This is a genomic window from Halococcus sp. PRR34, from assembly GCF_028617175.1.
GTDB classification, from domain to species: domain Archaea; phylum Halobacteriota; class Halobacteria; order Halobacteriales; family Halococcaceae; genus Halococcus; species Halococcus salifodinae.
The window spans coordinates 68,900-86,234 of the sequence record NZ_JAQJDA010000006.1 but is presented as its reverse complement, the minus strand read 5'-3'; the positions used below and the strand labels follow the sequence as shown (position 1 = coordinate 86,234).

Sequence of the window (17,335 nt, the reverse complement as noted above, 5' to 3'; positions counted from 1 at the left end):
GTGTTTAGCTATGGCCAACACTCGTGTGGGGTCGTTCGCCCGCGACGCCGTGATCGGGACGCGGTCATCGTCGGTCTGTACGGGTTGGCCTTCGGTGTTCAGTTCCAGCCGCTCCAGATTCCGGGCTATCTCATCATCGTGGGGTTCGACATGCTCGAAGGGGTTCTCGGACCCGTACAGTCGAACTTCGATCTGGTGTTCGGGCTGTATTTCGTCGGGCTCGGGCTGGTGGGAGCAGCCGTCGTCACCGGTGTTCGGGAGACGACGGGCGACCGCGGGCGTCCCGCGTGGCAGTCGGGCGTGGCCGGTGCGCTCGCCGTGGTCGGCGTCCTGTCGCTCGTGTTCGCGCTGTTCGTCCTCTTCGGCTCCACCCAGTTGGACCCCGTTCTCATCACCGGCGCAGTGGGGCTGGTCTTCCTCGCGCTCGCGGCCTGGCTCGTCGGAGTGTTCGGCGAGAGTACGGCCTCAGCCCCGAATTGAGGACGTCACACCGGGTTTCGTGGTGACGGAAACAACCGACACATCTACACCCGCCACGGCCGGATCGGGGATCGATGGACGAACGAGAGCTCGGTTCGATGGGGTACGGCGTTTCCGAAGTGGGGCTCGGGACGTGGAACGTCGGCGGCGACTGGGGCGACGTCTCCGAGGACGAGGGCCGCGCCGCGATCGACGCGGCGATCGACGAGGGCGTGACGTTCGTCGACACCGCCGACGTCTACGGCGACGGCCGGAGCGAGCGCCTCATTCGTGAAGTGCTCGCCGACCGACCCGAGGACCCGATCGTGGCGACGAAGGCGGGCCGCCGGCTCGATCCCCACGAGGCCGCGAGCTACACCGAGGACAACCTTCGAGAATTCGTGGATCGCAGCCGTGAGAACCTCGGGGTCGACACGCTCGATCTCCTCCAGCTCCACTGCCCGCCGACCGACGCGTACTATCGGCCGGCGACGTTCGAGGCGCTCGACACGCTCGCCGACGAGAACCGGATCGCGGGCTACGGCGTCAGCGTCGAACGAGTCGAGGAGGGGCTGAAGGCGATCGAGTACCCCGGCGTCGAGACGATCCAGGTGATCTGCAACCCGTTCCGCCAGCGCCCGGTCGAGCGGCTGTTCGACGCGGCCGACCGGGCGGACGTGGGGATCATCGTGCGCGTGCCGCTGGCCTCGGGACTCTTGACCGGAACCATCGACGCCGACGACGAGTTCCCCGCAAACGACCACCGGAACTTCAACCGCGACGGCGAGGCGTTCGACGTCGGCGAGACGTTCGCGGGCGTCCCGCTCGAACCGGGCGTCGCGGCCGTCGAGGAACTCCGGCGGATAGTACCAGAAGAGCTGACGCTGGCGCAGTTCGCGCTCCGGTGGATCCTCGATTTCGATGCAGTCTCGACGGTGATCCCCGGCTCGACCGCACCGGACCACATCGCGGAGAACGTCGCGGCCGCCGCGGCCGACCCGCTGAGCCACGAACGCCACGGCGCAGTCCGGGATGTCTACGAGGAACGAATCGCGCCACACGTCCACCAGCGGTGGTGAAGGGGCGATTGAGGGGCGATTGAGGGGACTTCTGAAAGCGCGAACGGCTGCGAGCGGCTTCGAAATCCTTTTTGCTGCTTCCGGGTGAGGTAGCCGTAATGGACATCGAAATCGCCGCCGAGGAGGAGAACCCCATGCTCCACCGGACGGACGTCCGCTTCGAGGTCAGCCACGACGAAGCCACGCCGTCGCGGCTCTCGGTCCGGGACAGTCTCGCCGCGATGCTCAACAAGGACGCCGGCGAGGTCGTGATCCACGAACTCGACACCAAGTTCGGGCTCCGGAAAACGCTCGGCTACGCGAAGGTGTACGAGTCGACCGAGGCTGCCCACGACGTCGAGCAGGAGTACATGCTCGAACGCAACAAGATCTCGGGCGAGGACGGCGACGACGAGGCCGACGTGGAAGCGGGTGAGGCCTGAATGACGCGCTACGAGATCTACAACGACGACGGCACGACCGAGCGCGAGCAGTGTCCCCGGTGTGGCGACGCGTTCCTCGGCTCGCACGGCGACCGGCTCCACTGCGGTCGGTGTGACTACACCGAGTGGGACTGACGCCGGCTGAGTGAACGAGGGACACGATGCGCGTGCTCGGCATCGAGGGCACCGCGTGGGCCGCGAGCGCGGCGTGCTACGACACCGCGACCGACGAGGTGTCGATCGAGACTGACGCCTACCTCCCGGAGAGCGGCGGTATTCACCCGCGCGAGGCCGCCGAGCACATGCGCGAGGCGATTCCCGACGTGGTCGAGACGGCGCTCGACGAACAGGGAAAACCGATCGACGCGGTCGCGTTCTCGCGGGGGCCCGGGCTCGGTCCGTGTCTCCGGATCGCCGGGACGGCCGCTCGCGCGCTCGCCGGCTCGCTCGACGTACCGCTCGTTGGCGTGAACCACATGCTCGCTCACGCCGAGATCGGGCGACACCGATCCGGGTTCGATTCTCCCGTATGTCTGAACGCGAGCGGCGCGAACGCCCACGTCCTCGGCTACACCAACGGGCGCTACCGGATCCTCGGCGAGACCACCGATACGGGGGTTGGCAACGCGCTCGATAAATTCACCCGCCACGTCGGCTGGTCCCATCCCGGCGGACCGAAGATCGAGCGCGCGGCGGCCGAGGGCGAGTACGTCGATCTCCCCTACGTCGTCACCGGGATGGATTTCTCCTTCTCGGGGATCATGAGCGCAGCCAAGGCGGCCGTCGATGAGGGAACCCCCGTCGAAGACGTCTGTTTCTCGCTCCAAGAGACCGTGTTCGGGATGCTGACCGAGGTCGCCGAACGCGCGCTCTCGCTGACGCGCTCGTCCGAACTCGTCCTCGGTGGAGGGGTCGGCCAGAACGCGCGACTCCGAGAGATGCTGACGGCGATGTGCGAGGCGCGCGGTGCGGAGTTCTTCGCGCCCGAAGCACGCTTTCTCCAGGACAACGCCGGGATGATCGCGGTGCTCGGCGCGAAGATGGCTGCCGCGGGCGACACCATCGCGATCGCCGACTCGCGAGTGGATTCGGGATTCAGACCCGACGAGGTTCCCGTGACGTGGCGTGAGGATCGCGGCGGACGCGGGGCCATCGAGGAGCGCCGGAACGACGCGGCGCGCGAGATAGGGAGCGCGGACGCGTACCAGGGTGCCGAGGCCACAGTCGAGATCGCGGGCGACCGCGTGGTGAAACGTCGCCATCCGAAAGCCTACCGTCATCCGGAGCTCGACGAACGGCTGCGTCGCGACCGGATCGTTCAGGAAGCGCGTCTCACGAGCGCAGCGCGGCGCGAAGGCGTGCCGACGCCGGTCGTTCACGATGTCGACACTCACGAAGCGGCGTTGACGCTGGAACACGTTGGCGAGTGTGATCTGCGTGAGATCGTCGAAGCCAGCGAGGACGACTCCGATGCAACTGCCGCAACCGCCGCGACCGCACGCGGCGAGCGGGCAGTACGGACGGTGGCCGACCATCTCGCAACGCTTCACGCCGCCGGGTTCGTCCACGGCGATCCCACGACGCGGAACGTCCGGGTGAGCGATCCGTTGGCGTCCGGCGACGGGGACGAAGGGGACCGCAATACGGACGAGGGGCTGACCTACCTGATCGACTTCGGACTCGGCTATCACACCGACAGCGTCGAGGACTACGCGATGGACTGTCACGTGTTCGAGCGGAGCCTCGACGGGACGGCGGCCGCGCCCGATCCGCTCCGGGCGGCCTTCGAGGAGGGCTACGGGGAGGTGGGGAGCCCCGACGTGCTCGATCGGCTCCGCGAGATCGAGGGTCGGGGCAGATACCAGTAAATCACTTAACGGGGGCGCGCGTATGCCGGAGTATGGCCGACAGACCATCGTCGGGCGAGATCTTCGGAATCCCGTACAACTTCGAGCGACCCAGCCTCGGGCGGATGCTTTCGGCGTACTGGCAGCCCGGCGAGGAGATGCTGGTCGAGAAGCCGTTCGGGGTCGGTTACACCCTGAACCTCGCCAACTGGCGGTCGTGGATCGCGCTCGCCGTCGTCGCCGCGCTGCTCGCCCAGGAGAGCCGGAGCGAGGACGAAGCGGACGAAGCAGACGAGGCCGACGAGGAGCCGGTCGAGGTCGTGGTCGACTGAACCGACGGCTACTTCTCCCCGAGCGCCCCCCATCGCACGTGCTCCGCTACGTCACCACCAACGAGGGGAAGGTCGCCGAGGCCCGCGAGTATCTCGACGACGTGTCGGCGCTCGCGTTCGACTACACCGAGATCCAGAGCGACAGCCTCGCCGACATCGCTGCGCGGGGCGCGCGCGAGGCCCACGCCCACGCCGGCGAACCGGTGATCGTCGACGACGCCGGCCTGTTCGTGGATGGGCTCGGTGGGTTTCCGGGCCCGTACTCCTCGTACGTCGAGGACACGGTCGGGATCGAGGCCGTCGGGCGACTCGCCGAACGCGAGCGTGACGAGGAGGCGGACGATCGGGCGGCCTTCCGGTGTGTGATCGCGTACTGCGATGGCGAAGAGTTCACCGCCAGCCCCGACCCCGTCGATCGGGGCGACCGCGTGACTGCGGCCGCGACGGGCCCCGACGAGGGCGCAGACGACGGCAGCAGTTCGAGCGGCCCGCCGGTCAAGCTGTTCGAGGGCGTGGTCCGCGGGCGGATCGTCGAACCGCGTGGCGACGGCGGGTTCGGCTACGATCCGATCTTCGAGCACGACGGCACGACGATGGCGGAGATGAGTACCGTGGAGAAAAACGCGATCTCGCATCGTGGGCGTGCGCTGGCGAAGTTCGGGGAGTGGTATCATGAACGAAGTGAATGATACCTCGTCGGACGAGTGAAGCGAGTCCAACGGTGGTTTGCTGAGCGGTAGCGAAGCAAACCAGACGGGTCGCAGCGCGAGCGAAGCGAGCGACCGTCTTGGCGGTGGTTCGCCGAACGTCAGTGAGGCGAATCAGACACGTCGCAACGTTCGCCATATGCCATGCCAGAGAGATAACCGGATATTCGCGGATACCACACGAGACTCGACGACAGCAGCCGACACATCTGTGACGAATCACGACACAACTGAGAGACCGCAGCCACACGTCTCCCCAACCGATTCCTTCGTTCGCTCACTCCGTTCGCATCACTCAGTCATTCCTCGCGCGAGTCGCGCACTCCGTGCGCTCCCGCGTGCCACCGCCGCCACAAATAGACGGATCTCCGACGGAGAGGTACTCGACAGCTATCGCTGCACGATCGCGTGATACGAGTACGCTCAACCGGAAACCACGGTATGTACGTCCGTCCCGCGACCAGCGAGGACCGCGCCGCGCTACCCGCCCTCCACACCGCCGCCGTCGAGGCGTTCGGTCCCGATAGCTACGACGCCGACGAGGTCCGGGCGTGGGCGAAGGCCGACGATCGCTCGCCCGACGATTACAATGTCGCTGCCCCGAACGAACACTTCACCGTCGCGGTTCGTGACGGCGAGGTCGCGGGGTTCGGCCACCTCGTCCTCGATTTGGGCAAGATTCACGCGGTCTATGTTCATCCCGACCACGCGGGCCACGGCGTCGGGAGCGCACTACTTGCCGAGTTAGAGGGGTACGCCCGCGGACGGGGCTGTTCGACGCTCGTCCTCCAGTCGTCGCTGAACGCGGTCGGGTTCTACGAGCAGGCGGGCTACGAGCGAGTTTGCGAAGGCGAGAGTCCAGGCGGGTTGGCGGTCGTGGAGATGCGCAAGGAGCTGTGAGGAACGAAGTCGACTCCGCTGCGTCCATCTCGACGGTCGTGTTAGCGAGAATTTTATTGAACATCCGTGTCGTATGTAGGTATGGATCGCGCAACTGGGGTTGCCGCGACAACGGCCATCGTGTACGTGCTCGTCATGCTTCTCGTCGGGTTCTGGATCTTCTGGGGCGATCTCCTCCTTCTCGGTTCGATCGTCTTCATTACCGCCGTCCTCGCGCCACCGTGTTTTTTCATCACCCGCCACGCCGTGCGCACACAACAACCCGATCCGAGCTGACGCTATGCCCGCGGATCGCGGTCCGGGCCTGGATACTCGCCGTCGCCGACCACCGGCCACAGCCGCTCGGGATCGAACAGGCGGGCGAAGGCGGCGGGCGCTTTGACACTGGTGGCGACGTGCGAGCGGATCTCGACGCCGGCCGTGGCCCCCTGGAAGCGATCGTCGAACGAGAGGACGTGAGCGGCGTCGCCTGCGGCCGCCGACGCAATCGCAGGATGATCGTCCTCGGGATGGGTGACGCGCAGCCGGAGGGCGGCGAGCTTGTCGCGGTGGGCGGCGGCGAGGTCGGCGTCGGCGAGTGTCGCAACGATCGCCTCACAGTCGTCGAGCAGCGGGTCGCTGGCGACGAGATCGACCCACGAGTGGCTCCGGACGAGATCGAGCGCGTCGCGTGCGGGGCCACCGACGAGGAGGTCTGCCGCGAGCACGTCGGCGTCGGCGACCACCCGTGCCGGATTCGGCTCATCCATCCCGGCGCTCCGCGAGCGCGTCTTGGAGGGTGTCGAGCGTCACGTCGTGGTCGTTCGCACGATCGAACAACCCTTCCCACGAGTCGGTCATATGATGGCTCGCGGCGCGATCGGCAAAACGGCTCGGGCCCGTGGCTCGGACCGGCGACTCACCCGGTCGCGGTAGGTGAAGAGTCGCCAGCGCTCGCGGCCCGTGGCCGGCGGACGAGCCGCGAGCGGGGGAACGAGTACCGGCGCTCGCTACCGGGATAGACGGCTTCGACCACCGGCTCTGCGGGGTCGTACGCACGATTCGTCGGGTGGGCCGCGACGGTCGAGTCGGTGGCCGTGATCTCCACTTCGTCGGCCCGGTGATCGGTGGTTTCGACCACGGTGAGCAGATCGCCGGTCTCGCGGTCGCGGACCCGATCGCCGGACTCGAACCCGCAGGTGGGACAGAGCGGGAGTCGGACCGCGTCGGGAACGAGCGTCTCATGGCCACAGGCGAGACAGTCAGCGGCGCGGAATCCGGGTGGTGGGACCCGTCCCTCGGTCACCTCGATCGCGACCCGACGGCGGTGTTTGCACCGCTCGCCACGGATCGAATGGTCGGGACACGAGCACCGGCTCTCGGGGAGCGAGACGATGTAGGTCGCACCGCTCTCGCTCTCGACGACGTACCGACCGCCGCCGAGCGATCCGACCGCCATGCGTTCGCGCCACGCGCGGGCTGCCCGATCGGCCATCGCGTCGAGATCGGGGGCGAGTGACTGCTTTCGTGACACGGGTGTGTTTCGAGTGTGTGTCATGGTTCTGTCGACGGCTCGTTCGCCGTTATCCGTTGTTCCGCCTACAAAGGAAATAGGGGTTGAAGCATCCTAAATCCGTCGCCCGTCGACTTCGACGCGCTTTTCTCGCGTCCGCCGAAAGTGGAGGTATGGAACGGGAGACGTTCGTCGAGGCTGCCGTCTCTACCACTGCGGTCGCGCTGTTTCTCGTGGCCATCGTGGCCGTCGGTCTGGTGTATCCGAACCTCGAGGGCGCGGGCGGGTTCGCGCTGGTCGGGAGTCTCGTCTTCTTCGTGGTGGTGATGGTGACGACTGGGTACTGGCTCTCGAGGCAGTAGAGTCGGTTCGATCGGCGTGGTCGACAGCAGCCACGGATCGCCGCTCAGGCGTCGGCTTCGGTCTCGCGCCAGTCGGCGATCTCCTCGTCGTCGGCGTCGTCGAGCGCGCCCTCGTAGTACGCCATCGGATGCGAGATCGTCTCGCAGCGGTCGTCCATGTTGACACAGTCGCCGTAGGACTGCATCGTGGCACACGACGGCGGCGAATATTCTGTTGGACTCGTCTCGCCACGGATGTGGTCGGTCTGGTATCTGGTGATGTCCTCGCCGAAGCCCGGGTTCACCGAGTAAAAGTCCACGATCTCGTCGGTGGTCATCCCGATCGAGGTCAGGAAGGCCGTGATCGCGAACCGCGAGTGGTGTTCTAAATGTTCGCCCTTCCGGACCGAATCGAGCAGCGCGCGCATACACGGCGGGAAGAGGTCGGGCACCACGGTGTCGATCTCGCGGGTGAGTTCGAGTTCGGAGAGCGTTTCGCGGATGCCGGCCTCGGCGTCGTCGAGGAGGTCGCCGACCGACTCGGGCACCGCGAGCGGGAGTCCATCGGTGATCCGGCGTTCGATCGCCTTTTCGAGGAGATCACCGAGTTCGGCGTGGGTGATCGGGACTCGGCCCTCGGCAAGCGGGCGGTTGACCAGCCGCCACTCGTCGCCCCACATGTCGGCAGCGAGACCGAGATACGCACCGACGTCGACCCGGTAGGCGTCCTCGCTTCCGGTGCTTGTGTCACGACTGCCAGCCCTGGGTCCGCCGTCCGCACCGCCAGCCTCGGCGTCGACGGCGTGGACGTGGCGGGCGAGGTCGAACTCGGCGAGGAGTTCGGTCGTGGTCACGCGATCGTCGCGGGTGCTCTTGAGTTCCGTGCCGTCGGCAGCCGTCTCGAAGCGCTCGTGGGCGGCGCTGGCTTCGGCGCGGGCGTACTTTCTCGTCAGGACGTGCTCGTCGACCAGCGAGACGAGCACGCGTGCGAGCGGGTACGAGAGGAGTTCGACGCGCGTGCTCCGACGGGGATCGCCGATCGATCCGTCGGTGAGGGCGCGCTCGACGCGTTCGGTGGCGCGTTCGACCACCCGCTCCTCGTCGCGGGCGATGGCGAGCAGGTCGACATCGGCGCGTTCGACCGCCTCGCGGGCCGCGTCGAGAAACGGGTAGCGGGCGTGGCGGCGTTCCATCCGTCGTCCATTGCGTGGCGCGTTCAATAAGTGCGGTGGTCGATGGGGTGGGGCCGTTGATGCGGTAGCGTTGCGGATGCGGGGGGATGCTCGATGCGGTAGCGTTGCGGATGCGGTGGGGTGGGATGGTTCGGCGGGGGCCCGCTCGGACCGGAAGACATTCCTTTCCCATGGAAATAACGAGTATCGATGCGGATCGCGTCCCACGCGTGGCGGTACGCCGCGCCGGCGTTCGTCCTCGCGCCAGTCGCGGGCCTGCTCTCGCCCATTGCGGGCGTGGCGGCGCTCGCGCTCGCCGGCCTCGTGCTCGTCTTCCATCGTGATCCCGAGCGGCAGGTGCCGTCATCGGGGATCGTCGCGCCCGCCGACGGTCGAGTGTCGGTCGTGCGCCGGGAGGGCGAGCAGTTGCGCGTCGGGATCTACATGGGCGTGAGCGATGTCCACGTGAACCGCGCGCCGCTTGCGGGCACGGTCGAGGCGGTGACACACTCTCCAGGCGCGAACCGACCGGCGTTTTCGAAGGACTCCGACCACAACGAGAACGTCGTGATCGACTGCGGCGCGTTCTCGATCGTCCAGATCGCCGGCGCGTTCGCGCGGCGAATCCATCCCGCGGTCGAACCGGGCGACGAGATCGCGCGCGGCGAGCGGATCGGTCACATCAGCTTCGGGAGCCGGGTCGATGTCGTGTTTCCCGAGGGGATCGAACGCGAGGATCTCGACGTACGGAAGGGCGAGCGCGTCGTCGCCGGCGAGACGGTGCTCGCCGAATACGAGGAAGCGATCGCCGAGCGGGGAGTGCAACGGCGCGCGCCCCGGGAGTAGGCGGGAGCGGTGCGGGCCTGGCGTCCTGCGTTCGCGGAGCGAACGCAGGGTTCAGGAGAGCTTGCTCTCCTGGCGGATGAAGGGCGAGGGCGTGAGCGAAGCGAACGCCCGAGGGCTTCTGCGGTGCGGACCTCGGTGGATCGAGGGCGAGCGACCAGCGGGAGCGAGGGCTCGGGCGGTACTGTGCGGTGGCGGCAAGCGCCAGCAGACCTACCGTGAACGAGCGCCGCAGGCGCGAGTGAACGGGTGTTTTTAGTCCACCGGAAGACTCGCTTTGCTCACGGCTCGTTCCTCGCCGTTCGCATTGAGGCGCTCCCGTCGGTCGCGCCTCTCACCGCTCGTCTTCCGAGCTCTCCTTCGCTTCGCTCAGGAGAACAGGTTTTTGGACGGGGTTCGAGGCGAGCGAAGCGAGCCGAGGACCCCGTGTAAAAAAGTGGGTTTCAGTCCGACTGGATCCGCGGCGCGAGCATGAACGTGACCGAGCCCTCGGCCTCGGCGATGTCGAAGTGGAACTTCACGGGGAACTCCTCGCCGAGATCGAGCGTGACCTCGGCGTTGCTCGGGATCGCCTTGTTCATGTCCTTCAGGTAGTCGAGGCTGTACAGCGAGTGCGCCGGGCCGGCGGTGAGATCGATGAGGTCGTCGCGGTCGAGCTCGAAGTGGACGTCGTCGGTGTCGCCCTCGGCGTCGACGTAGAACTGTTCGTCGTCCTCGTTCACGCCGAGCGCGATGTGATCGCTCACCATGTCCGCGGCAGTCACCGCGCGGTCGATATCCCGCCCTTCGAGCACGATCGTCGCGGGGAGATCGAGATCGGGGATGTCGGGCTCCTGACGAATGGAGTCGGGATCGATCAGCGCGAGCGTGTATTCGAGGCCGTCGATCGAGATGTGGAGCTTGCGGGTCTCCTCGTCGAGTTCGAGATGCACGAGGTCGTCGGAGCCGGCCATCCCGGCGATGTCCTGGAGTCGCGAGAGATTGACGCCGATCACGCCACCGTCGGCCTCGTAGGACTCGAAGGCCGCTTCAGAGAGCGTGAGGTCGACCATCCCGACGTTCGCGGGATCCACCGCTCGGATGGCGATCCCGTCGTCGTTGAGATGGATCTTACACTCCTCGACCAGGACGCTCACCGAATCGAGAGCCGTTCCGAGCGTCCCGGCGCTCACGATGGCGTTGAACATGGACGCGGTACGACCAGCCGGGTTATAAAAGGTGCGCGTTGCGGGCGGCCGGAACCGGCCCGATCCGCCGTCGGAGATCGAACGGGCAAGGATCGGGCCGATTGAGTGGACGAAATCGGACAGCCGCGAGGGCGTCTGCCGAGTCGGAGAAAGATCAAGACAGTTGGCAAGATATTCGGTGTATGGTTTCCGAATCCGGCGGTGACCGCGGGTGTCCGAAATGTGGCCACACCGAGACCGATGTCGGCGAGATCTCGACGACCGGCGGCGGCCTCTCAAAGATGTTCGACATCCAGACGAACAGTTTCAAGGTCGTTTCCTGTGTGAACTGTGGGTACTCGGAGCTCTACCGTGACACGACCTCGGGCTCCAGCGACATCGTCGACGTCTTCCTCGGATGATGGCTGCGTCGGGGGTGTTCGTCGTCTTCGCGCTGCTCGCGGTGGCAGCGCCCTTCGCGCTGTACTACTTCGTACGGGCCGAACACGACGAGCGCGAGGAGATGGATCGACGGGACGCCGAGCGAGCAGCACGACGCGACACGCGCGATCGGCAGTGAGAGCGGGAGAGAACGACGTTCAGCCGAACTTCCCCGTAATATAGTCCTCGACGCGCTGACTCTCGGGGTTTTCGAAGATCTGGTTGGTGTCGCCGTACTCGACGAGCTCGCCGCCAGTGAGAAAGACAGCGGTCTGGTCGGAGATGCGGGCGGCTTGCTGCATGTTGTGGGTGACGATCACCACGGTGTACTCCTCGGCGAGATCCTCGATGAGGTCCTCGATCTTCGAGGTCGCGATGGGGTCAAGCGCGCTCGCGGGCTCGTCCATCAGGATGACTTCGGGATCGACTGCGAGACACCGTGCGATACAGAGACGCTGCTGTTGGCCGCCCGACAGTCCGAGCGCGTTGTCGTCAAGTCGATCTTCGACTTCGTCCCAAATCGCCGCCTGCCGGAGCGACCGTTCGACGATCTCGTCTTCCTTCTCGTTCGTGTCCCGACCGAACAGCCGCGAGAGAAGTCCTGTTTTGATATCGCCGTGTTTTCGCGGGCCGTAGACGACGTTGTCCCGGATCGACTTCGGGAACGGGTTCGGCTGTTGGAACACCATCCCGACGCGCTTTCGCAGCTCGACGAGGTTCGCTCCGTCGCGGTAGATCTCCTCGCCGTCGACCGTGACCGAGCCGTCGATCGCCGCGGCACGGATGCGATCGTTCATCCGATTCAGACACCGGAGGAACGTCGATTTCCCGCAGCCCGACGGCCCGATCAGCGCGGTCACGCTCTGCTCGGGGATCTCGATCGAGATGTCCTCGATCGCGCGATCGTCGCCGTAGTGGACGTTGAGATCCGTGGTAGTGACCTTCGCCGCACCGGCGTAGTCGTACTCGACCCACTCGTCGTGGACCGTTTCTTCGGTCTCGCCGGCCGTCGTTTGCCGTCCCGATGGCCGCGTATCGGTTGCTGTGCTGTCCGTTCGGTCGGTTCGGTCAGCCTGGTCGGTTCGGTCGGTCCCGTTCGTCGCAGTGTCGGGTCGTGGTTGGTTCTCTGTTTCACTCATAGCGTAGTTTCCTCCGAAAGTACGCCCGCGTCGCGATCCCGATGGCATAGAAAGAGAGCACGACGAGCAGCAAGACCAGCGCCGTTCCCCACCCGAACGCCTCGACGTCGGTCGCGCCGACGCCCGCGGTGATCGTCGCGTAGAGCTGGTAGGGGAGTGCGCTGGCCGAGGTCAGCAGTGCGTCGTTGGTGATAAAGGGTGGCGTCGTGGTGAACGCGAACGAACCCAACACGTTCGGTGTCGAGTTCGGGAACGGCGACCCCGCCATCACGACGAGGATCGGCGCTGTCTCGCCCGCGATCCGGCCGACGCCGAGGATGACGCCCGTGACGATACCCGGCACCGACGCCGGCAGCACGACGCTGCGGATGGTCTGCCACTGGCTCACTCCGAGCGCGGCGCTCGCGTCGCGGTACTCGTCGGGAACACTGATGATCGCCTCACGGCTCGTGATGAGCACCAGCGGGAGTAGCATGAACCCGAGCACGAGCATTCCGGCGAACAGCGACGTGGTGTTGCCGAAGCGCGGAACGAGAAAGGCGTATCCAAACAGCCCGAAGACGATACTCGGCGTGCTCCAGAGCCCGTTGGTCGCGATCTCGACGATCCGGGTGAACCCACCTTCGTCGGCGTATTCGGTGAGAAAGAGCGCCGCACCGACGCCGAGCGGCACCGCAAAGAGCACTGCACCGACGACGAGCCACGCGGTCCCCAAGATTGCAGGCAGCACGCCCGGGATATCGACGTAGATGCCCTGCGAGACGTTCGTGATGAACGGCCACGCGAACCCATCGAGACCGATCTCGAAGCCGTCGGTGAGCTTCGGCAGCCCCTGCATGGCGACGAACGCGATCAGCAGGACGAGGATCGCGAGAATCGAGAACGTGTTGATTCCGATCAACAGGTACGCACCGGTCTGCCGGCCCCGGCTGCCAAAGCCCGCGCTCGCCTTCGCGGCCGGCCACGCCGCGAGCAGGCTACAGAGGATCGTCAGCAACGGGACGACCACCGGCGCATGAAAGGACGCCGCAAAGCCCGTCGGGGACCACACCCAGTCCGGACCGATGATACCCGTGAGAAAGAGGAGACCGACGCCGACGGCGAGGATTCCCGCCGGGATCGTCGCAGCGATGTCCTCGCGCGCGCCCACCACGCCGACCGCCGTCACCGCCCCCGCGGCCAGCGCGGCCGGCAGCCACGCGATCACACCTAGCCCGAGCGTCTGTGAGACGAGCAGGCCAGCAGCGACGAGTGCCGAGAGGCCGAACGCGGTCGCGGCGGCGATTCCTCCTGTGTCGCTCGGTGTCGTCGTGACGACATCGGTTCGCGAGGCGACGCCGAGCCCGAGAACGATCGCCCCGACGACGACCAGGCCGACCCCAAAGAGGTCGTAGAGAGTGAAACCGAGGAGTTCGGACGTGGGCGGCGTGATCCGGAACAGCGCCGTCCACGAAAACAGGAAGGCGAGGAACGAAAGCCCGACCGCGAGCGCACTCGCACGCTCGAACGCTGATGAGCGCCCCTCAACGAGCGTCGCATCAGTTCCGTACGCGTCACTCATTGGTTCCCACCGAGGTTGCGTTCCATTCGCTCCTCGATCAGCTGGGAGCCGATCGAGAGGAAGAGCACGGTGACGAACAGCACGACGCCTGCGCCGAACAGCGCGCTCAGGTGGAGTCCCTGGGCGACGCCGTACTGGTTGGCGATCACGCTGGTGAGCGTGATGGTGTTGTCGAAGGCGTCGAACAGCGGCCCAGGGAACTCGGTGACGTTGGCGAGGATCACCGTCGCGGCCATGGTCTCGCCGACTGCACGACCGACGCCCAACAGGACGGCGGCCGAAACGCCCGAGAACGCCGCCGGGATCGTGATCCCCATCGTGGTCTGCCACTCGGTCGAGCCGAGCGCGAGCGAACCGCTCTTCATCGACTCCGGAATGGACGTCAGTGCGTCCTCGGCGACCGAGACCACGGTGGGCAGCGCCATCAGCCCGATCACCATCCCCGCGACCACGAGGCTCCCGTTCGAGGCGAGATCGAACGTGTCCGACCGGCTGAAGTAGCCGTTGATGACGATGAATCCGAGCCAGCCGTAGACGATCGACGGGATCCCCGCGAGGATCTCGACGCCCGGCTTCACGATGTCCCGAAGCCACCCGGGCGCGATCTCCGCGAGGAACACGGCGCTCGCGATCCCGAGCGGACCGGCGATAGCCATTGCGAGGATCGTCGTCACGACCGTGCCCCAGATCATCGGGGTGAGCGAGTACACCGAGCTTGCGGTGTCCCACAGTCCAGCCTCGCCGGGATTGATTCGTGTGATGAGATCGAGTCCCATCAGCTCGAACACCGGCCACGCCTCCCGGAAGAGGAAGACGATGATGAGCCCCATCACGGCGACGGTGAACGCCGTCGCGAGGAAGGTCAGCGCCTTCGCCGTTTCGGCCTGGTGGGCGTACCAGCCGAAGCCCACCACGACGAGGAACCCCAGCAAAAACACCGCCGTCAAGCTCGACTGGACGAGAAACCCGACCGCGACACCCGCGAGGGTGAGCGCGCCGATCGCACCCGCAACGAGGGCACTCCGGTCGGTGTCGGTGGTCCTGTCGCCGAGGCTGCCCGGCAGCCACTGTTCAGGGATGGTCGGCATGCGAATATGGATGTTTCATTTGATGTCTCAGTTGTGTGAGGGTCGGCCGACCGGCCGACGACCTCAGCTGCTCGCGTTGTCCGAGGACGCGTTGCCGGAGGACGCATTGCCGCCGCTGTACTCGATCTGCTTTTCGGGATCGGCGAGTTTGCTGCGCTCCTCCTCGCGGCGGTTGGGTGGCAGTTTGAAGTAATCGTTCGCCGCGACGAACTGCTGCTGGCCGAACTCGGTGAGCAGCATGTTGATGAACGCGGACTCCTTCGGCGAGGTGTCCTTCCACGTGTAGCAGTGGAGGTCGCGCGAGAGCGGGTAGTCCTTCGAGCCGAGGTTCTTGCCGAGCTCGTAGGTGGTCCCGTCGAGTTCGAGCGCGATCGCGGGTGCGCCGTTGCCGGTGAACGCCAGCGCGATGTACGCGATCGCGTTGTCGGCGTTGAGCACCGTCGAGCGGACCTGCTGGTTCTGGCCGATCCGTTGGGAGCAGGCGATCTCGGCGTTCGGATCACCGAGGAAGTTCGCTCGAAAGGCGGTATCGGTGCCCGACCCCTCCGCACGACAGATGTTCTGGATCTCCTTGTCGTCGCCGGAGTACGAATCGATCTCGGACCAGTTGGTGATCTCACCCGTGTAGATGCCGCGGAGCTGCTCGTCGGTGAGTTTCGTCACGCCGGCATCCGCGATCGCCTGGCTGACGATGACCGGCTGGCCGTCGACGCCGACGACGTGATCGACGAAGTCGTCGTAGCTCTCGCGCTCGGGGAGTTCGTCCTGGACGGGCGCGCTGGAGTCACCGATGTCGACCTGGTCGTTCATCAGCTTCTCGATCCCCGTCCCCGAGTGGCTGAGACCGACGTTGACCTGGTAGGGATCGAGCCCGTAGATGCTCGCGAAGAACTCGGTCATCGGCATGTCGGGGCTGCCGAGCGCCTCGTAGCCGGGGGCGGTCCCCTCGTCGTTCGATCCCCAGTACTCGCCGTCATCGGCCGGCGGGTTGGAGTTCCAGACCGACGATCCGTCGCTCGTGATCGGATAGACCGTCGAGGAGCCGTCGGCGGTCAGCGCGCCGCTCGACTGCTGTGCGCTGCCCCCGCTGGTCCCCTGGCCACCGCTCGTGGAACCGCTCCCGCCGCTCTCGTTGCCGCCGCCACTACCGTTGCCGCCGCCACTACCGTTGCCACCGCTGCCGTTGTCACCACCGCCGTCGTTGCCGGAACCACCGGTACAGCCAGCAACCCCGATCGCGGTTCCGGTGCCGATCCCCATCAGTACGCGGCGTCGCGTCGCTTTGCGCGTCATCGCGTGAAAACGAGGGGGGTTACTACATAGTTGCTTCTAATATATATAAATTGGTGGGCGGAGCAGGACAGGCTGCTATATATCGATACAGCGTGGTTCGGACAGTCGGTGGAAAGTCGTCGTTCTCCCGTGGTTGTCGATAGCACCGCCTGCCGACCGAAACGGGATGACGGCTGAACGAGTGACAGTTGAGCGAATGACGGCTGAGCGAGTGATGGGTGAACGAATGACGGCTGAGCGAGTGACGGCTGAACGAAGGGCGTTTACGCACACACGGTCTACGCCAACCAACGAATGTCGGGTCGGGACGAATACTACAACAAGGCCAAACAGCAGGGTTACCGCTCGCGGTCGGCGTACAAGCTCCAGCAGATAGACGACACCGCCGACCTCATCGCTCCGAGCGACACCGTGATCGATCTCGGGGCCGCGCCCGGCGGCTGGCTCCAGGTCGCCGCCGAACGTGCGGACGGCGGTCGCGTGGTGGGCGTCGACCGCCAGCGCATCGAGTCGATCGACGGTGTCGAGACGGTCCGCGGGGACCTCACCGAGGAGAGTACCCAAGCGGAGATCGCAGAGCGGGTGGGAAAAGCTGATCTCGTGCTCTCGGATATGGCTCCGAACATGACCGGCGAGTACGAGCTCGATCACGCCCGCTCGATCCATCTCGCGCGTCAGGCGCTCGACGTGGCGCGAACGATCCTCACACCGGGCGGCGATCTCGTCGTGAAAGCCTTCGACGGCCGCGATCTCGACGACCTCGAAGCCGATATTGAGGACGAGTTCGAGTACGTTCGGACTGTGCGCCCCGACGCCTCCCGGGACGAATCGTCCGAGCTCTTCCTCGTAGGGAAAGGTCGGATGACCGCGCCGGTAGCGGTGGATGACGAACTGACCGTCGAGATCACCGACACGGGCGACGAGGACGACGGGATCGCGAAAGTCGACGATTATACGCTGTTCGTTTCGGATGCAGAGGAAGGCGAGACGGTTGAGGTTCGGATCGAGGGCGTGAAACCGCGCTTCGGGTTCGCCGAACGGATCGATTGAGTC

The 17,335-nt window shown here is 66.1% G+C and carries 22 protein-coding genes; 14 read left to right on the top strand and 8 right to left on the bottom strand.

Annotation, left to right across the window (positions count from 1 at the left end; translation table 11 throughout):
• The 9 genes from PHA81_RS09530 (at position 1) to PHA81_RS09490 (ending at position 6,022) form a co-directional block, all read left to right on the top strand.
• The gene (locus PHA81_RS09530) at positions 1–480 is read left to right on the top strand and encodes a hypothetical protein (RefSeq protein WP_273836600.1); all 480 of its coding nucleotides are present in this window, start codon (positions 1–3) and stop codon (positions 478–480) included.
• Positions 481–554: 74 nt separating this feature from the next.
• Positions 555–1,538, top strand: coding sequence for an aldo/keto reductase (locus PHA81_RS09525; RefSeq protein ID WP_273836599.1), 984 nt, complete (start codon positions 555–557; stop codon positions 1,536–1,538).
• 98 nt (positions 1,539–1,636) lie between these two features.
• Complete coding sequence (locus tag PHA81_RS09520) at positions 1,637–1,960, top strand: 30S ribosomal protein S24e (RefSeq protein ID WP_005040194.1); 324 nt, start codon at positions 1,637–1,639, stop codon at positions 1,958–1,960.
• The gene (locus PHA81_RS09515; RefSeq protein WP_005040192.1) at positions 1,961–2,095 is read left to right on the top strand and encodes a 30S ribosomal protein S27ae; all 135 of its coding nucleotides are present in this window, start codon (positions 1,961–1,963) and stop codon (positions 2,093–2,095) included.
• A 26-nt stretch (positions 2,096–2,121) separates the two neighbouring features.
• Entirely contained in the window at positions 2,122–3,828 is a 1,707-nt protein-coding gene (locus PHA81_RS09510; RefSeq protein ID WP_273836598.1) for a bifunctional N(6)-L-threonylcarbamoyladenine synthase/serine/threonine protein kinase, read from the top strand.
• A gap of 32 nt (positions 3,829–3,860) precedes the next feature.
• Positions 3,861–4,139 (top strand): DUF5808 domain-containing protein, encoded by a 279-nt coding sequence (locus PHA81_RS09505; protein WP_005040188.1) that lies wholly within the window; start codon positions 3,861–3,863, stop codon positions 4,137–4,139.
• A 38-nt stretch (positions 4,140–4,177) separates the two neighbouring features.
• On the top strand, positions 4,178–4,828 hold the full coding sequence (locus tag PHA81_RS09500) for a non-canonical purine NTP pyrophosphatase (protein ID WP_273836597.1): 651 nt from the start codon (positions 4,178–4,180) through the stop codon (positions 4,826–4,828).
• A 459-nt stretch (positions 4,829–5,287) separates the two neighbouring features.
• Entirely contained in the window at positions 5,288–5,746 is a 459-nt protein-coding gene (locus PHA81_RS09495; protein WP_273836596.1) for a GNAT family N-acetyltransferase, read from the top strand.
• Between the two features lie 81 nt (positions 5,747–5,827).
• Positions 5,828–6,022, top strand: a complete 195-nt coding sequence (locus PHA81_RS09490; protein WP_273836595.1) for a hypothetical protein — start codon at positions 5,828–5,830, stop codon at positions 6,020–6,022.
• 2 nt (positions 6,023–6,024) lie between these two features.
• On the opposite strand, the gene PHA81_RS09485 is transcribed toward PHA81_RS09490, so the two are convergent.
• Positions 6,025–6,495 (bottom strand): hypothetical protein, encoded by a 471-nt coding sequence (locus PHA81_RS09485; RefSeq protein ID WP_273836594.1) that lies wholly within the window; start codon positions 6,493–6,495, stop codon positions 6,025–6,027.
• A gap of 149 nt (positions 6,496–6,644) precedes the next feature.
• Positions 6,645–7,283: an SWIM zinc finger family protein gene (locus PHA81_RS09480; protein WP_273836593.1), complete on the bottom strand. Its 639-nt coding sequence runs from the start codon at positions 7,281–7,283 to the stop codon at positions 6,645–6,647.
• 128 nt (positions 7,284–7,411) lie between these two features.
• Between PHA81_RS09480 and PHA81_RS09475 the strand changes: the two genes are divergently transcribed.
• Positions 7,412–7,600, top strand: coding sequence for a hypothetical protein (locus PHA81_RS09475; protein ID WP_005040176.1), 189 nt, complete (start codon positions 7,412–7,414; stop codon positions 7,598–7,600).
• Between the two features lie 44 nt (positions 7,601–7,644).
• Here the strand turns inward: PHA81_RS09475 and priL are convergent, their stop codons facing one another.
• Positions 7,645–8,772, bottom strand: coding sequence for a DNA primase regulatory subunit PriL (gene priL, locus PHA81_RS09470; RefSeq protein WP_273836592.1), 1,128 nt, complete (start codon positions 8,770–8,772; stop codon positions 7,645–7,647).
• A gap of 189 nt (positions 8,773–8,961) precedes the next feature.
• Between priL and PHA81_RS09465 the strand changes: the two genes are divergently transcribed.
• Positions 8,962–9,597 carry a protein sorting system archaetidylserine decarboxylase gene (locus PHA81_RS09465; RefSeq protein ID WP_273836591.1) on the top strand — a complete coding sequence of 212 codons (636 nt, stop codon included), beginning with the start codon at positions 8,962–8,964 and terminating at the stop codon, positions 9,595–9,597.
• Between the two features lie 440 nt (positions 9,598–10,037).
• Here PHA81_RS09465 and PHA81_RS09460 read toward each other — a convergent pair whose 3' ends face one another.
• Positions 10,038–10,781: a DNA polymerase sliding clamp gene (locus PHA81_RS09460; protein WP_273836590.1), complete on the bottom strand. Its 744-nt coding sequence runs from the start codon at positions 10,779–10,781 to the stop codon at positions 10,038–10,040.
• 182 nt (positions 10,782–10,963) lie between these two features.
• Between PHA81_RS09460 and PHA81_RS09455 the strand changes: the two genes are divergently transcribed.
• Together PHA81_RS09455 and PHA81_RS09450 are read left to right on the top strand one after the other, a co-directional pair.
• Positions 10,964–11,182, top strand: coding sequence for a zinc ribbon domain-containing protein (locus tag PHA81_RS09455; RefSeq protein WP_005040168.1), 219 nt, complete (start codon positions 10,964–10,966; stop codon positions 11,180–11,182).
• A complete protein-coding gene (locus PHA81_RS09450; protein WP_005040165.1) occupies positions 11,182–11,340 on the top strand; it encodes a hypothetical protein in 159 nt (52 codons plus the stop codon). The genes PHA81_RS09455 and PHA81_RS09450 overlap by 1 nt, the downstream gene beginning before the upstream one ends.
• 19 nt (positions 11,341–11,359) lie before the next feature.
• Here the strand turns inward: PHA81_RS09450 and pstB are convergent, their stop codons facing one another.
• The 4 genes from pstB to PHA81_RS09430 form a co-directional block, all read right to left on the bottom strand.
• Positions 11,360–12,340, bottom strand: a complete 981-nt coding sequence (gene pstB, locus PHA81_RS09445) for a phosphate ABC transporter ATP-binding protein PstB (protein ID WP_005040163.1) — start codon at positions 12,338–12,340, stop codon at positions 11,360–11,362.
• The gene (pstA, locus tag PHA81_RS09440) at positions 12,333–13,901 is read right to left on the bottom strand and encodes a phosphate ABC transporter permease PstA (RefSeq protein WP_005040160.1); all 1,569 of its coding nucleotides are present in this window, start codon (positions 13,899–13,901) and stop codon (positions 12,333–12,335) included. Before pstA ends, pstB begins: the two co-directional genes overlap by 8 nt.
• Positions 13,898–14,989 carry a phosphate ABC transporter permease subunit PstC gene (gene pstC, locus PHA81_RS09435; protein ID WP_005040158.1) on the bottom strand — a complete coding sequence of 364 codons (1,092 nt, stop codon included), beginning with the start codon at positions 14,987–14,989 and terminating at the stop codon, positions 13,898–13,900. Before pstC ends, pstA begins: the two co-directional genes overlap by 4 nt.
• Positions 14,990–15,052: 63 nt before the next feature.
• A complete protein-coding gene (locus tag PHA81_RS09430; protein WP_273836589.1) occupies positions 15,053–16,282 on the bottom strand; it encodes a substrate-binding domain-containing protein in 1,230 nt (409 codons plus the stop codon).
• A 294-nt stretch (positions 16,283–16,576) separates the two neighbouring features.
• On the opposite strand from PHA81_RS09430, the gene PHA81_RS09425 reads away from it, so the two are divergent.
• The gene (locus tag PHA81_RS09425) at positions 16,577–17,332 is read left to right on the top strand and encodes a 23S rRNA (uridine(2552)-2'-O)-methyltransferase (RefSeq protein ID WP_005040153.1); all 756 of its coding nucleotides are present in this window, start codon (positions 16,577–16,579) and stop codon (positions 17,330–17,332) included.
• The last annotated feature ends 3 nt before the right edge of the window (positions 17,333–17,335 follow it).